Here is a 13,831-nt window from a genome sequence, read left to right on the forward strand (position 1 = left end):
GCATACCGCTGTTGTATGTGGCCCATTCGGCCGTGCCCCCGGGAGCCGCCTCAGGCCCGACTATCGCGAACACGGACTTGTGAAACAGGCGCTAGGGCGCCGAGACGCCGAGGAGGTCGCGCAGCGCCGCTTCGCCGGTGGGCGTGAGGCGCACGGCGCGACCCGTGCCGATGCCGCGCACCCAGTCCCGGGCGTGCAGGTGGGCGCACACGTGCGCGCCCGCCGTGCCCGCGAGGTGGGAGCGGCGCTCGGTCCAGTCCAGGCACGCCTTGGCCAGCGGGCGGCGGGTGGCCGGCGGGGTGAACGCGAGCTCGTCCCGCAGCCACGCGAGGCCGTCGTCGGTGAGGGCGAGGTCGTCGGTGAGCAGGCCGCGGGCCGCCATGGCGTCGGTGATGGCCACGCCGAGGCGCCCGGCCAGGTGGTCGTAGCACGTCCGGCCGCGGCGCAGCGCCTGGTTGGCGGTGGACGCGCGGAGCGTGCGGGCCGGCGGGTCGGTGGGTCCCAGGTAGGCGAGCAGGTCTTCGAGCAGCCTGGCCTGCTTCGGGCCGGCCAGCTGGACGTAGCGGTGGCGGCCTTGGCGGCGTTCGGCGAGCAGGCCTGCCTGGACCAGGCGGGTCAGGTGCTCGCTGGCCGTGGACGGCGCCACGTCGGCGGCCTCGGCCAGTTCGCCCGACGTCCAGGCCCGGCCGTCCAGGAGCGCGAGCAGGAAGCGGGCGCGGCTGCGGTCGGCCAGCAGCGCGGCCAGGTTCGCCAGTTCGTCTGCGGCCATGGGGCCATTGTGCGCTCGTGACGGTTCGGCGGTGGCCGAAGTGACGGCGGCTTACGTTGGCGGCATGAACGAGCTGTGGGATTCGTCTTACGTGGTTCCTCCCGTGCCCGCGGCGGCGACCGGGGTGGCGTGGCTGCGGTCGTCGGTGGCGCGGTTCAGCGAGGGTGAGGACCACGCGCGGCGGCGGGCGTCGGTGGAGCGGGTGCTGTCCACTGTGGACCCCGGGGCGTTGCGGCGGGCGGGTGAGCCGGTGGCGGTGCTGGCGGAGGCGCTGGGGCTGCCGCGGTCCGTCGCGTCGGACGTCGCGGTGGTGGCCGCGTGCTACCAGCCGCACGTCGACGTCACCGCCGAGGCCGACGAGGCGGTGGCGCGGCTGGTCGCGGCGTGCGGTGGGACGTGGGACGAGGGGACGGCGAACCTGATCGGGGTGCTGGTGCAGGCCTCCGGCGCGACCCGGGCGTTGATCGCCGGGGTCGAGCCGCCGGTGCCGGTGACGCGGCGGGTCGCGCCGGACGGGTCGGTGGTGGAGGTGGACCTGGGCGAGGCGTGGTTCGGCGGTGGTCGGCACGCGTGCCCGGGGCGGGCGCACGCGTTGGCGCTGGTGGAGGGTGCGCGGGCGTTCCACCGGATGCACGACGGGTTCCTGGTGCTGCCGAACGCGTGGGACTTCGCGTCGGCGGCGGCGTTCGTGCGGGCGGGGTTCGGGGCGGTGGGGACCACGAGCCTGGGTGTGGCGGTGGCGCACGGGTTGCCGGACGCGGCGGGCGTGGCGCGGGCGGAGACGGTGGCGTTGGCGCGGCTGCTGGTGCGGCTGCCCGTGCCGGTGACGGTGGACGTGGAGGCGGGGTTCGGGGGTGACGTGGGTGCGTTGGCTGCGGAGCTGTGGGAGCTCGGGGTGGCGGGCGTGAACGTGGAGGACGGGCGTGGTGCGGGCCTGGCGGAGCCGGCCGATCACGCGCGGATCGTCCGTGCGTTCAAGGAGTCCGCGCCGGGGCTGTTCGTCAACGCGCGCGTGGACACCCACTGGCTGGGCGTCGACCGCGCGTCGGCGCTCGACCGTGCGCGGACCTACGTGGACGCCGGCGCCGACGGGGTGTTCATCCCGGGCCTCGCCGAGGAGTCCGAGATCGCCGCCGCCGTCGCCGCGGTCCCCGTGCCGCTGAACACCCTGCCGTCGCTGCCCACCGACACCCTCCGCGACCTGGGCGTCCGCCGCGTGAGCACGGGCTCGCTCCCGTTCCGCGCCGCCCTGGCCGCGGCCGTCGACACCGCCCGCGCCGTCCGCTCCGGCGCCCCCACCCCCGCCGACCTCCCCACCTACCCCGAAACCCAGTCCCTCTCGACCCCGTGACCCGCGCGTTCCGGAGGTAGGACCCGCGCGGGCGGTCAGGAGGGGTTGGCGGCGTGGGTCAGGGTTTCCCAGGCGACGAACAGGCGGTCGGTGGCGGCGGGGCGTTGGCGTTCGGTCAGGCTCTGGGTGTTGGTCATGGCGATGCCCAGGCGGGTGTTGAGGGCGTTGAAGGCCACCTCGGTCGTCGGGCCGAGGGCCTGTTTGCGGGTGCCGCCGCAGAGCCAGGACGGCATCGGCTCCAGCTGGTACCTGGCGTGCAGGCCGTAGGCGTGACGCAGGCGTTCACGGACCTCCGACCACAGGTCCTGGCCCTGGTGGTGGGCCGTCTCGGCGATGTGCGCGGCGGCGGCCAGGCCGAAGCCGGTGTGCGCGAAGTCGCGGCACGTCTCCTGCGACAGCCCGTTCACGAACGTGGTCTGCCCGTGCCAGTACGAGACGATCTCGTCACGCGTGTCGATGCCGCTGCCCGGCGGCGTGCGCGGCAGCGCGCCGTCCGAGGTCAGGTAGACGTACGCGGGCACCCGGGTCCGGAAGATCGACACGGCCTTGTCGTACACCGCCCGGTCCTCCAGGAACACCGAGATCCCGAGCGTCGCCTCCATCATGGACAGTTCCCAGTTGCCGTTCGTCGCCGCACGCCCGTTGACGATCTCCGGCAGGTAGACCTCGCGCAGCATGGTCGCGAACCGGCCCGAGTTCGGCCAGTTCCCGTGCACGTGCTTGATGATCTCCGCCGCGCGCGGCCACGACGAGCCCGCCCACGCGGTCTGCAACGGCGCGTTGCTGTTGGTGTGGTCGCGGATCGTCGCCGACCACGCGTCCATGATCTCGATCGCCTTCGCCGCGTACCGGTTGTCCCGCGTCACGTACCACGCCAACGACAACGTGTACGCGGCCAACGCGTCCTCGCGCTCGTCCGTGCACCCGTAGTTGGGGTTGGAGTACGACCCGCACTCCACCACCGCGCGCGGTTTGGGCACGCGTGACAGCGAGGCGAACGGGTGCGCCATCATCTGGTCGTACGCACCGCGCCACGGCTGCGCGCCCGCGTTCACCTTGGCCCGCACGAAGTCCAGTTGTCCCTTGCTCACCAGCACCCCGGGGTGGGTGAACGTGGCGGGCGCCGCCGGGGACTGCGCGGGCGCCACCACCAAGCCGACCGCCACCAACGCGGCGGTGAAGAGCGATCTGCGGACCATGACCCCGAGCATGTGTGGTCTGGACCACAGCCGTCAACAACGTTCACGGTGGTGAAACGACCGCGCCGTCCGGTTCCGGCCGGGAGCGCGACCGGCCGGTCAGCGGCAACGACAACGCCACCACGAGCACCACCCCGGCCACCGCGACCACCCCACCGGACACCCACGCCCCGTACACGGCGAACGAGAACACCTCGCTGCCCAGCCCCGCCACCGACGTCACGGTCGCCCGCGCGTCACCGGTGATCCGCGACTGCAACCGCGCCTCCGCGCTCACCCACACCAGCCGGTACACGCCGTAGAACACCGCCACACCCGCTAGCCCGAACGGGTGCGCGACCACGCCCAGCACGCCCAACAAGACCGCCGCACCACCGAGCAGCACGCCCAACGGCAGCCGCGTCCCACCCAACGCCGCACCCGCCGCGCCGACCAACGGGATCGCCAACGTCGCCAGCGGCGCCAGCGCCACCGGCACGCCCCAGCCCGCCGCGACCAGCGGGAAGTACTCCTCGAACGCGTCCAGGGCCGCCAACGACGCCACCACCAGCACGGCGAGCCGCACGTCCACCGCGCGCACGGTCTCCGCCAGCCCGGACCGCAACACGGCCAGGTAGCCCGCGGGTTCCGGTCGCGGCGTCTCCGGCAGCCGGGTCGCCACCAGCGCCGCGCCGAGGCACGTCGCCACGCTCACCCACCCGACGAGCGCGAACCCGCCCGCCGAGAACAGCGCGACGGCCAGCAGCGCGGCCGGGATCTGCGCCAGCAACCCGACGGCCGTGACCCGGCCGAGCACCCGCCCGAAGTGCGACGAAGCGCCGACCGCCGCCAACCCGTCGTGCAGCAGCGCTTCCACCGCGCCGGACGACATCGCCCCGCCCACGCCCCACAGCACGAAACCCGCGGCGAAACCGGTGAACCCGGGCAGCACGGTCCACGTCGCGTACCCGGCCGCCTGGCACACGCCTGCCCCGACGACGGACCACTTCCGCGAGAACCGGTCCGCGAACGCGCCGAACGGGACCTCCGCCACGACCGCGACCGTCGACCAGATCGCGAACAACGCGGAGACCTCGGCGTCCGACAACCCGGTGGCCACGAACAGCAGCGCGTACAGCGGGTAGATCGGCACGGTGTCGGCCAGCACCGCCCAGCCCACCGTCAGGCGGGCCAGCGGCCGAGCCGGGGGCGGTACGGGGCGTCAACCACAGCGCATGGCTGGAGGCTAACCCGCTCCCGGCTCGGCCGTCGCGCCGTTTTTACCCGGCCACCGGCGACGATTCCGGAGCCGGCTCACCGGACTTCCGCCGCCGCGACCGCACGGCCAGCACGGCGTCGGTCGCCAGGAACGCCAGCAGGCTCAGCCCGAGCAGCGGGATGAACCAGCCGACGGCGGCGGCCACCACCAGCACGGCCACGAGCTGCGCCCGCGGCGCCTTCCGCCACTGCCCGCGCGGCACCGGCCGGCCGAAGCCGCGGGTCGGGCGGCGCAGCCACCAGATCCGGTAGCCCAGGACCACCAGCGCCACCAGGCCGAGGCCGACGGCCAGCAGCAGGAGCTGGTTGGGCCAGCCGAACAGCACGCCCATGTGCAGGTCGATGCCCCACCGGGTGAGCTTCGCCGCCAACGGGTAGTCGGCGAACCGCACCTGGTCCACGACCTGCCCGCCGGAGACGGCGACCGCGTCCACCTGCGTGGGCCAGGCGCGGTCGATCTCGGTGACGTTCCAGGCCATGCCCGCCATCGGCGGCACGGTGATCTCGATGAGCCCGGCGTCGATGCCCGCCGAACGGGCGTGGGTCAGCACCGAGTCGACCTCGCCGGGCATCACCGGGATGGGGTTGGACATGTCGTGCCCGGCGTGGTCGCCGCCGCCCTCCAGCGCCGGCGTGGTCCAGTCGAGCGCCTGGCGGACGGCGGCGACGTTCTCACCGGCGTAGGCCGACCACGTCAACCCGGTCGCGGACAGGAACAGCGCGCCCACCAGCACGGACAGGCCGACGGTCGTGTGCTTGCGAGTGGTCGGCCTGGTGCGCTGGGTCCGACGGCGGCTGAACCACAGGAACACCCCGCCCAGCGCCACCACCCACAGCCAGGACGCGGCCAGCTCGCTGTAGAGCCGACCGGGTTCGCCGAGCAGCAGGTTGCGGTGGACCTGGTCGATGGTGGTGCGCAGCGGCAGCACGCCGCTGGTGCCGTAGGTCATCAGCTCGCCGACCACGGCGCCGTCGGCGGGGTTCACGAACACGGTCGGCCTCGCGTCGCCGTCGGAGGCGAACAGCACGCGGGTCGTCGTGCCCGGCTCGGGCGCGGGCCGGATGGCGACCAGCTCGTCGTCCGGCCGGGTGGCCACCGCCGCCTTCACCTGCTGCGACAACGGCACGGACGACGACGACTCGGGCACGCGGAGCTGGTCGGAGTAGAGCCACGACTCCAACTGCGGTGTCGCGGCGTACAGCACGCCGGTGAGGGCGGCGATCAGCACGAACGGGCCGACGAGCACGCCCGCGTAGAAGTGGAAGCGCAGCACGAGGCCGCGCCAGGACTCGGTCATGGCGGGAACTCCTGGGTATGGGGGGATGCCACCGGTCCCGGGAGTCGGGGCGGTGGTGGGGAGGTGCGGCTACCTAGGAGTGGGGCGGGCCGCGACGGGGCAGCGTGCGGCGGCGCAGCACCTCGGACAGGGGCTGCTGCGGGTGCGCGGCGATCGGGATGCGCAGCGGCGCGAACGCGGGCGGCGGGCTCAGCCTGCGCGGCAGCACGGCCGCGATCACGGCGGCCAGCCGGAACACGGCCTGCTCGAAGCCCGTCAGGGCCGCGACGACGATCGCCGTGGCGACCAGGTGGGCCAGCAGCATCGCCGGCGACGGCAGCACCTCGCGCGGGTGTTGCGAGAGCACGGCCAGGAACACGTGCGCCGCCACCTGCACCACGCCGACCAGGCCGAGGAGCTCGGCGAACCCGAGCTGCCGGTCGGTCAGCGGCACGCACGTCCACGCGATGGCCAGCGCGAACACCAGCACGTGCGGCAGGGAAGGGAGGTGGCCGCCGCCGCTCGCGTGGGCGAGCACGGCCAGCAGCCCGGTGGACAGCCCGACCGCGCCGCAGCGCAGCACGCGCGCGGCGCCTCGGGTCGGGGCCGGTGCCACGCTTCCGCAGCGTAGCGGCCTCGTCCAGGGCGGGTGGAGGACGAATGTCCCGTGCGGCGACGGGCTCGCCGGACTCCGTTGTCCGGGCGACCCCTGTTCGTCGTTGTCCGCACCGGTCGGGTGGAATTTTCTGAATTCGGGTGGAATATCGCCGGTCAGTTGTAGGGCATTCCGCCGAACGGGCTGGTGGAGAGATCCGCGGCGGTCGTGAAGACAGCGACCAGCAGGGCGGCGATGAGCACTCGGGCGATTCGCATGCGTTCTCCAGTCGACGGGGACGGGGGAATTCCGGCGATTACCGTGGCAGCAGTCGGAGGGACGCGGAGCGGAATCGGCGTGAACAAACGGCTAACTGGTTGACGATCAGGTTAATTGGCGAACAATGTAACATCTTGTTAACCTGCCGTTTGCACCGTATTCTCACGGTGTGCGTGCCGTCACCCTGCGTCTCGCCGGCCGCGAGCGTGAGCTGGGCCGCCTCTCGGCGCTGGTGGACGACCTGGCCCAGGGGCGGGGCACCGCGCTGCTCGTCGAGGGCGAGCCGGGGATCGGCAAGACGGCGCTGGTCCGCGCGGCGTGCGACGTCGCGGCGGCCCGCGGCTTCCGGGTGTGCCGGGGCGCGGGCGACGAGCTCGGCCGCGCGCTCCCGCTGTTACCCCTGCTGGACGCGCTCGCCGTGGCCCGGTCGGAGAGCGCGGCGGTCACCGCCGAACGCCTGCTGGCCCGCGTGGACGACCTGTGCGCGATCGGCCCGGTGGTGCTGGTGCTGGACGACCTGCAGTGGGCGGACGAGGCGAGCGTCGCGGTGTGGCGGCGGCTGGCGGGCCTCGTGCCGCAACTGCCATTGCTGCTGATCGGCGTGCTGCGGCCGTTGCCGCGCCGCGACGACGTGGCCGCGTTGCGCAAGGGCGTGACCCGGCTGCCGCTGCCGCGCCTGGCGCCCGCCGACGTGGTGGAGCTGACCGGCAGGCTGGCGGGCGGCACGCCCGACGAGGCGTTGGCCAGGCTGGCCGAGGACGCCGGCGGCAACCCGCTCTACCTGGTCGAACTGGTCGAGGCGCTGTTGCGCGGGTCCGCGATCGAGACCGACGCCACGGGCACGGCCCGGCTGGTGGACGCGGGCGTGCCGCCGTCGCTGTCGGCCGCCATCGCGGACCGGATCGGGTTCCTCGGCGCGGACGTGCGGCGGGTGCTCGTGGCCGCCGCGCTGCTCGGCGTCGACTTCCCGGTCGCCGACCTGGCCGCCGTGCTCGGCGTGCGCGTGGTGCAGCTGCTGCCCGCGTTGCAGGAGGCGACCGTGGCGGGCGTGCTGGTCGACGGCACGGCCGGCCTGTCGTTCCGGCACCCGCTGGTGCGCACGGCGCTGTACGACGAGGTGCCCGAGGCCGCACGGGGCGCCTGGCACACCGAGGCGGCGCGGGCGTTGGCCGACACGGGCGCGGGCGTGGACCGGGTGACCCGGCAGCTGCTCGCCGCCGACGACCGGCTGCCCGACTGGGTGGCGGACTGGCTGGTCGTGCACGGCTCGATGCTCGTCGCGCACGCGCCCGAGGCCGCCGTGGACCTGTTCAGCCGGGTCGTGGTCGCGCCGAACACCGGCGGCCGGCGGGGCGTGCTGCTGGCGCACCTGGCCGAGGCGCGGTTCCGGCTGGGCGACCACCACGGCGCGGAGGCCGTCGCGCTGGCCGGGCTGGAGCACGGGACGCTCGTCGACCTGCACTGGACGTTGGCGCAGTGCCGCAGCATGACCGGGCGTTCGGCGGAGACGTTGCTGGAGGTGGAGCGCGCCCTCGCGGCGCCGGACGTCACCGCGTCGGACCGGGCGCGGCTGCTCGTGCTGGCCGCCCGCGCGCACTGGGACGTCGGCCGGCTGGACGACGCCGAACGGCTCGCGCAGGCCGCGCTGGTCGGCGGCGACCGGTGGGCCACGAGCTGGGCGCTGCACGTGCGCACGATCGTGGCGATGGCGCGCGGCCGGATGACCGAGGCGCTGCCGCTGTTCGACCGGGCGCTGGCGGTGGCCATGGGGGAGCCGGCGACGTCGGACCTGCGGCTGCTGCTCCAGATCAACCAGGCCGTGACGCTGGGCGAGCTGGACCGGGGCGCGGAGGCGATCGCGTCCGCGCAGGTGGTCCGGCACGCGGCCGACCAGGTCGGCAACCTCGTGCGGCTCGGGCAGGCGCAGAGCGCGTTGGGCCAGCTGCTGCTGGACGCCGGCCGGTGGGACGAGGCGCTGGTCGACGTCGACCTGCTGGCCGACGACCTGAAGCACCCGATGGTGTCGCGGTGCGACCACGGCGTGGCGGCGCTGATCCACCTGCACCGCGGTGACGCGGCGGGCGCGCGGCGGCACCTCGACGCGGCGGGCGCCGGGTTGGCCGGGCACGTGATCGGGCCGTTGGCGCTGGCCGTGAGCCTGTCCCTGGAGCAGGCCGGACTGGTGCGCGAGGCGTGGTCGGTGCTGACCGGGTGGAACTGCGCGGAGGACCTGCTGCCGGACTTCGTGCGGCTGGCCGTCGAGCTGGGCGAGGACGCCTCCGCCGCGGTCGCGCACGCCGAGTCGCTGGCCGCCGAGTCCGCGACCGCGGAACCGGCCGTGCCGCACCGCCGTGCGTCCGCCGCCTACTGCCGGGCGCTGGTGTCGGCCGACCCGGTCGGGCTGCTGCACGCGGCCGAGGAGTACCGGGTGGCGGGCCGGCCGCTGTTCCGGGCCAAGGCGTTGTCCGCGGCGGCCGAGCTGTTCGCGGCGGCGGGCGACCGGACGTCGGCGCGGGCGGCGTTGAGCCACGCCGTGGACGTGCACGCGGAACTGGGCGCGGACTGGGACTCGACCCGGCTGCTGGCCCGGTTGCGCGAGCACGGCATCCGGCGCGGCCCGCACGCCAAGCACCGGCGGGCCACGCACGGGTGGGAGAGCCTGACGCCGACGGAGCTGAAGGTCACCGAGCTGGTCGTGTCCGGGTTGTCGAACCGGCAGATCGGGGAACGGCTGTTCCTGTCCGGCCGCACGGTGGCCACGCACGTGTCACACGTGCTCGCGAAGCTCGGGGTGCGGTCGCGCACCGACATCGCCCGCGAGGGCATCCGGCGCCTGGGCGCCTCGGGCTAGTCGGCAGCGCAACGGCAGCAGGTACCACCAGAAGCAGAACCAGGCGACCCCGCCGGGACATCGGTCGGACTACGCAGACGCGACCCTCGGGTAGCGCTCCCGCGCCCAGGTGGCGTAGGCGGTCGCCGGGCGCCCGAGCACCTCGGCCACGTCGTCGGACAGGAACGAGCCCTCACCGGTGAGCGCCGCCCGCAGGCCTTCCGCGTACTCCGGCGGCAGCGCGGTCAACGGGAGGTCCACTGTGGACAGCGTGCGGCCGAGGACGTCGGCCAGCACGGCCACCTGCTCGGGGATGCTCAGCAGCTCCGGCCCGGTGAGCGTGTACGTGCGGCCGTGGTGGTCGTCGTCGAGCAGGGCGCGCACCGCCACCTCCGCCAGGTCGCGCGGGTCCACGACGCCGAACTTCGTCGCGCCCACCGGGTTCGGGACCGGCTCGCCCGCGGCGACCTGCGGCGCCCACTGGAGCGAGTTCGTCGCGAACATGCTCGGCCGCAGCAGCGTCCACACCGGGAACGCGCGGGCCGCCTCCTCGCCGGGCCGGTGCCACTGCCCGACCGGGCCGATCGGGATCGAGGACAGCTTCACCACCTTCCGCACGCCCGCGCGCTTCGCCGCGTCGAGCACGGCCGAGTCGTAGGACGGCAGCTCGGAGGTGCCCGGGCCGAGCAGGAACACCGCGTCCACCCCCTCCATCGCCCGGTCGAGGGACGCGGGCTCCGCGTGGTCGGCGTGCACCTGGTCGCCGGTCGGCGTGCGGGACAGGGCGCGGAACGCCGCACCGCGGTCGGTGAGGAGGCGGACGACTTCACGGCCGGTGGTGCCGGTGGCACCCGTGATCAGCAACATGGGACGAGTCTCGGCTCCGGGGTCGGGAAGGTCTTGGACGTTCCGGCGGTTGTCGGGTGCGTGGAGCGAGGATTGCGGCCGTGGGTCGCCGGGATCGGCATGCAGTCGTTCGGTGGCGGGAAGTTCGTGCACGCGCCGGACACGGCCACCACGCTGGTGGTGTGCACGGCGTCGGCCGGCGCGTTCGTGGTGGGTCCACGCGACCGGGCGAGCTACGTGACCGGGCGGGAGGGCGCGCGGCGGACCGTCGTGCGGTTGACGCCCGGCCGGGCGCAGGCGGTGCTGGACGTGCCGGTGGACGAGCTGGCGGGCCGGGTCGTGCCGCTGAGCGAGGTGTGGGGCCGGCCGGTGGGCGACGAGGCCGCGTTGCGGTCGGCGCTGCTGAGCCGGGTCGAGTCGACCGACCCGAAGCGGTCGGACCTCGTGCACGCGGCGGCACGGCTGCTGCGAACGCGGGGCGTGGCGGAGACCGCGCGGGCGCTGGACGTCAGCGAACGGCACCTGCGCACGTTGTTCACCAGGGCGGTCGGGTTGTCGCCCAAGCAGTACACGCGGGTCGACCGCGTGCGGCGGGTGGTGGCCCGGGGCGAGCGAGGCGAGTGGGCGCGGCTGGCGGTGGAGCTGGGCTACTACGACCAGGCCCACCTGAGCCGGGAGTTCCGGGCCACGATGGGCGTGCCGCCCGGCGCGTACGTGGCGGGCGACCTGCCCGAGGCGACCTACTGCTAGAGGTCGCGGGCGAAGAAGAGAGCGACCTCGCCGACGGCGGGCGTGCCCCGGTAGAACGTGGTGTCCAGGCCGCACAACGCGAAACCGAGCCGTCGGTAGGCGCGCACCGCGGGCACGTTCACCGACGACGTCTCCAACCACGCGGTCAGCGCGCCGTGCTCGCGGCCGTGGGCGCAGGCGTGCTCCACCAGCGCCCGGCCGATGCCGCGCCCGCGGTGTCCCGGTGCGACGGTGACCTGCCGGATCACCAGCCGGCGGTGCCAGTCCTCCAGGTCGACGGCGACGAACCCGCGCACGCGCGGCCCGTCGGCGGCGACGAACACCGTGCCGCCGGGGTCGTCGTCGGGCGGGAAGACCTTGTGCAGCGGTGGGTCGACCGAAGTTGGGCGCAGGGTGAAGCCCTCCGGCGTGGCCATGACTTCGAGCACGGTGGCGGTGGTGAACGAGTCGTCCAGCACGGCGACCTGGTCGAGGTCGGCGGCCTTGGCGGTGCGCAGCTCCACCGCGTCCACCGTACAGCCGGGCGGCGCTACAACCGGGCGCGGCGCACGGCGGAGGACGTGATCCAGGCGGCCGTGCCGACCAGGCCCACCACGGCGGTCCACAGCGCCGGCCGGTTGCCGAGCACGTCGGCCAGCACGCCTCCGACCAGCGCGCCGAACACGATCATGGCCCGGTTGACCGACCTCATGGTGGCGTTCATCCGGCCCATGAGCCGGTCGGGCGTGATCGACTGCCGGTAGGCCATCTCCACCGGGGCGTCCAGGATGGCCGACAGGAAGAACACGAACTGCGCCGCGCACAGCAGAGCGAACCCGGTCGTGCTCGACGTGGCCAACGGGGCCAGCGCGTAACCGACCGGGGTGAGCCAGCGGGCCGCCACGATCACCGGGCCGACGCCGAACCGTCGTCCCACCCGTCCGGACAGCGACGCGCCGACCAGCCCGCCCACACCGCCCACCGCGAACGTCACGCCGTACAGGAACGCGTCGAGGCGCAGCTCGTCGAGCACCAGCATGGTGTAGGCGGCGCCGGCTGCGGAGGTGAACAGGAACCAGGCGTGCGACCCGATGGCGAGCGGGCGGAGCACCTCGTGCCGGTAGACCCACCGCAGGCCTTCCCGCACCTCGCCGCGCAGGTCGCGCTTCGGCGGCGCCTCGACCGGCCGTTCCGGCGTGCGCAGGGTGGCCAGCACCAGGCCCGACACCAGGTACGAGACGGCGTCCACCAGCACGGCGAGCGGTCCGCCGATGAGCTTCACCAACCCGCCCGCGACGAGCGGCCCGAGGGCCTGGGCGCCGGCCCTGGTCTGCTCCAGGCGGGCGTTGGCCTCGGTGAGGCGTTCGGTCGGCACGAGCAGCGGCAGGAACGACTGGTGCGCCGCGTCGTAGAACAGGCTCAACGTCCCGAACACGACCATCAGCCCGATCAGCGACGGCATGCCGAGGGTGCCGGTGAAGGCGGCGAGCGGGATCAGCGCCAGCACGGCGGCGCGGGCCAGGTCCGTGCCGATCAGCACCGGCCGACGCCGACACCGGTCCACCAGGGCGCCCGCGACCAGCCCGAACAGCAGGTACGGCAGCCAGCGCGCGGCTTCGAGCATCCCCGCCTCGGTGGCGGACGCGCCCAGCGTCAACACGGCTACGGCCCTCAGCGCCAACGTGGTGATCGCCGTGCCGACCAACGACACCGCGTCCGCGGCCCAGAAGCGGACGAACTCCTTGTGGCGCAGCAGTTCCTCGCCGTCGCTCATGCGGCCACCCCCCACGGCCATCCTGGCAAACGCCGACAGCTCCCGGTCAGCGCCTCCCCGGCGTCGCCGGCAGCCGGGCGAGGACACCGAGCAGTCCCTCGCGGGTGATCACGGGGTCGTCGTGGTCGAGGCCGAACGTGACGTGGTGCCAAGGGCCGAGCCGGTGCCACGTGAGCGCGCGTGCCCGCTGGTCCTCGGTCACGCCGTACGCGTCGGCGACGGCCGCGGCGAACGCCGGCGCGGTGTCGTGCAGGGCCCACGCGAGGTCGAGCGCGGGGTCGCCGAGGTGGACGTCGCCGAAGTCGATCACGCCGGTCAGCACGCCGTCGGCGGTCAGCACGTGGTCGGGGCCGAGGTCGCCGTGGACGAGCGTGCCGCCGGTGAGCCGCCGTGCCGCCGCGAGCAGCTCGTGCGCGGTTTCGCGCCGCCGCGCGGGCAGCAGCGGCACCACGTCGGCCTCGAACCGCGGCACGGCGTCGCCGGGTGGCCGGGTCGGCACGCCGAGGCGGCTCGCCTCGTCGGCCGGGCAGTCGTGCAGCGCGCGCAGGAACAGCCCGAGCTCTCGTCCGTGCGCGCGACCGTGCCCGGGGCGGGTGAGGGGTTCGCCCGGCACGAGCGCGTGCCGCACGACGAGCGGTTCGTCGGACACCACTTCGGGCACCGGCACGGGCAGCGGCAGGCGAGGCGCGAGCCACGGCATCAACCGGGTCTCCCGGCGCAACTGCGCCGCCACCTCCGGCCGCCGGGGCCGCCGCTCGACCCACCGGCCGTCCACCAACCGCGCCAGGCTGTCCCAGCCGCCGTCGAAGTCGCCGTGGCTCACGGCGCGGGCACGCCGCGCGGGACGTCGCCGCGGCAGTCCTCGGCGCGGCTCGACCGCGCCTCCTCCTCAGGGGACCTGCGCACGGTTGCCTCCTCCCAGCCG

12 protein-coding genes are annotated in these 13,831 nt (G+C 74.5%); 3 read left to right on the plus strand and 9 right to left on the minus strand.

Features of this window, described 5'->3' with window-relative positions:
* Positions 1–91: 91 nt before the first annotated feature.
* The gene (locus ACZ7GX_RS42260; RefSeq protein WP_498785909.1) at positions 92–769 is read right to left on the minus strand and encodes an ArsR/SmtB family transcription factor; all 678 of its coding nucleotides are present in this window, start codon (positions 767–769) and stop codon (positions 92–94) included.
* A gap of 64 nt (positions 770–833) precedes the next feature.
* Between ACZ7GX_RS42260 and ACZ7GX_RS42265 the strand changes: the two genes are divergently transcribed.
* The gene (locus ACZ7GX_RS42265; RefSeq protein WP_498785911.1) at positions 834–2,120 is read left to right on the plus strand and encodes an isocitrate lyase/PEP mutase family protein; all 1,287 of its coding nucleotides are present in this window, start codon (positions 834–836) and stop codon (positions 2,118–2,120) included.
* Between the two features lie 35 nt (positions 2,121–2,155).
* Here ACZ7GX_RS42265 and ACZ7GX_RS42270 read toward each other — a convergent pair whose 3' ends face one another.
* The 4 genes from ACZ7GX_RS42270 to ACZ7GX_RS42285 all read right to left on the minus strand — a co-directional run bounded on the left by ACZ7GX_RS42270 (position 2,156) and on the right by ACZ7GX_RS42285 (position 6,469).
* Entirely contained in the window at positions 2,156–3,319 is a 1,164-nt protein-coding gene (locus tag ACZ7GX_RS42270) for an alginate lyase family protein (RefSeq protein ID WP_498785913.1), read from the minus strand.
* Between the two features lie 43 nt (positions 3,320–3,362).
* Entirely contained in the window at positions 3,363–4,466 is a 1,104-nt protein-coding gene (locus ACZ7GX_RS42275) for an MFS transporter (RefSeq protein WP_498785916.1), read from the minus strand.
* A gap of 112 nt (positions 4,467–4,578) precedes the next feature.
* A complete protein-coding gene (locus ACZ7GX_RS42280) occupies positions 4,579–5,874 on the minus strand; it encodes a PepSY-associated TM helix domain-containing protein (RefSeq protein WP_498785918.1) in 1,296 nt (431 codons plus the stop codon).
* Positions 5,875–5,947: 73 nt separating this feature from the next.
* Positions 5,948–6,469, minus strand: a complete 522-nt coding sequence (locus ACZ7GX_RS42285) for a hypothetical protein (RefSeq protein ID WP_498785920.1) — start codon at positions 6,467–6,469, stop codon at positions 5,948–5,950.
* Positions 6,470–6,896: 427 nt separating this feature from the next.
* On the opposite strand from ACZ7GX_RS42285, the gene ACZ7GX_RS42290 reads away from it, so the two are divergent.
* A complete protein-coding gene (locus tag ACZ7GX_RS42290; RefSeq protein WP_498785922.1) occupies positions 6,897–9,578 on the plus strand; it encodes an ATP-binding protein in 2,682 nt (893 codons plus the stop codon).
* A 69-nt stretch (positions 9,579–9,647) separates the two neighbouring features.
* Here ACZ7GX_RS42290 and ACZ7GX_RS42295 read toward each other — a convergent pair whose 3' ends face one another.
* Positions 9,648–10,424 (minus strand): NAD(P)H-binding protein, encoded by a 777-nt coding sequence (locus tag ACZ7GX_RS42295; RefSeq protein WP_498785926.1) that lies wholly within the window; start codon positions 10,422–10,424, stop codon positions 9,648–9,650.
* A 72-nt stretch (positions 10,425–10,496) separates the two neighbouring features.
* Between ACZ7GX_RS42295 and ACZ7GX_RS42300 the strand changes: the two genes are divergently transcribed.
* The gene (locus ACZ7GX_RS42300) at positions 10,497–11,153 is read left to right on the plus strand and encodes a helix-turn-helix domain-containing protein (protein ID WP_498785928.1); all 657 of its coding nucleotides are present in this window, start codon (positions 10,497–10,499) and stop codon (positions 11,151–11,153) included.
* Here ACZ7GX_RS42300 and ACZ7GX_RS42305 read toward each other — a convergent pair.
* From ACZ7GX_RS42305 to ACZ7GX_RS42315, 3 genes are read right to left on the minus strand one after another with little or no spacing between them, the layout of a single operon-like run.
* A complete protein-coding gene (locus tag ACZ7GX_RS42305; protein WP_498785931.1) occupies positions 11,150–11,656 on the minus strand; it encodes a GNAT family N-acetyltransferase in 507 nt (168 codons plus the stop codon). The genes ACZ7GX_RS42300 and ACZ7GX_RS42305 overlap by 4 nt on opposite strands.
* Before the next feature lie 26 nt (positions 11,657–11,682).
* Positions 11,683–12,906, minus strand: coding sequence for an MFS transporter (locus ACZ7GX_RS42310; RefSeq protein ID WP_498785933.1), 1,224 nt, complete (start codon positions 12,904–12,906; stop codon positions 11,683–11,685).
* A 46-nt stretch (positions 12,907–12,952) separates the two neighbouring features.
* Positions 12,953–13,729: a phosphotransferase family protein gene (locus ACZ7GX_RS42315; protein WP_498785935.1), complete on the minus strand. Its 777-nt coding sequence runs from the start codon at positions 13,727–13,729 to the stop codon at positions 12,953–12,955.
* Positions 13,730–13,831: the final 102 nt, after the last annotated feature.

Source organism: Actinosynnema sp. NPDC037264 (assembly GCF_055603705.1).

Bases quoted from the DNA above. Each gene is read 5' to 3' on its own strand.
- ACZ7GX_RS42260 (WP_498785909.1), bottom strand. From the start codon at position 769: ATGGCCGCAGACGAACTGGCGAACCTGGCCGCGCTGCTGGCCGACCGC.
- ACZ7GX_RS42265 (WP_498785911.1), top strand. From the start codon at position 834: ATGAACGAGCTGTGGGATTCGTCTTACGTGGTTCCTCCCGTGCCCGCG.
- ACZ7GX_RS42270 (WP_498785913.1), bottom strand. From the start codon at position 3,319: ATGGTCCGCAGATCGCTCTTCACCGCCGCGTTGGTGGCGGTCGGCTTG.
- ACZ7GX_RS42280 (WP_498785918.1), bottom strand. From the start codon at position 5,874: ATGACCGAGTCCTGGCGCGGCCTCGTGCTGCGCTTCCACTTCTACGCG.
- ACZ7GX_RS42295 (WP_498785926.1), bottom strand. From the start codon at position 10,424: ATGTTGCTGATCACGGGTGCCACCGGCACCACCGGCCGTGAAGTCGTC.
- ACZ7GX_RS42310 (WP_498785933.1), bottom strand. From the start codon at position 12,906: ATGAGCGACGGCGAGGAACTGCTGCGCCACAAGGAGTTCGTCCGCTTC.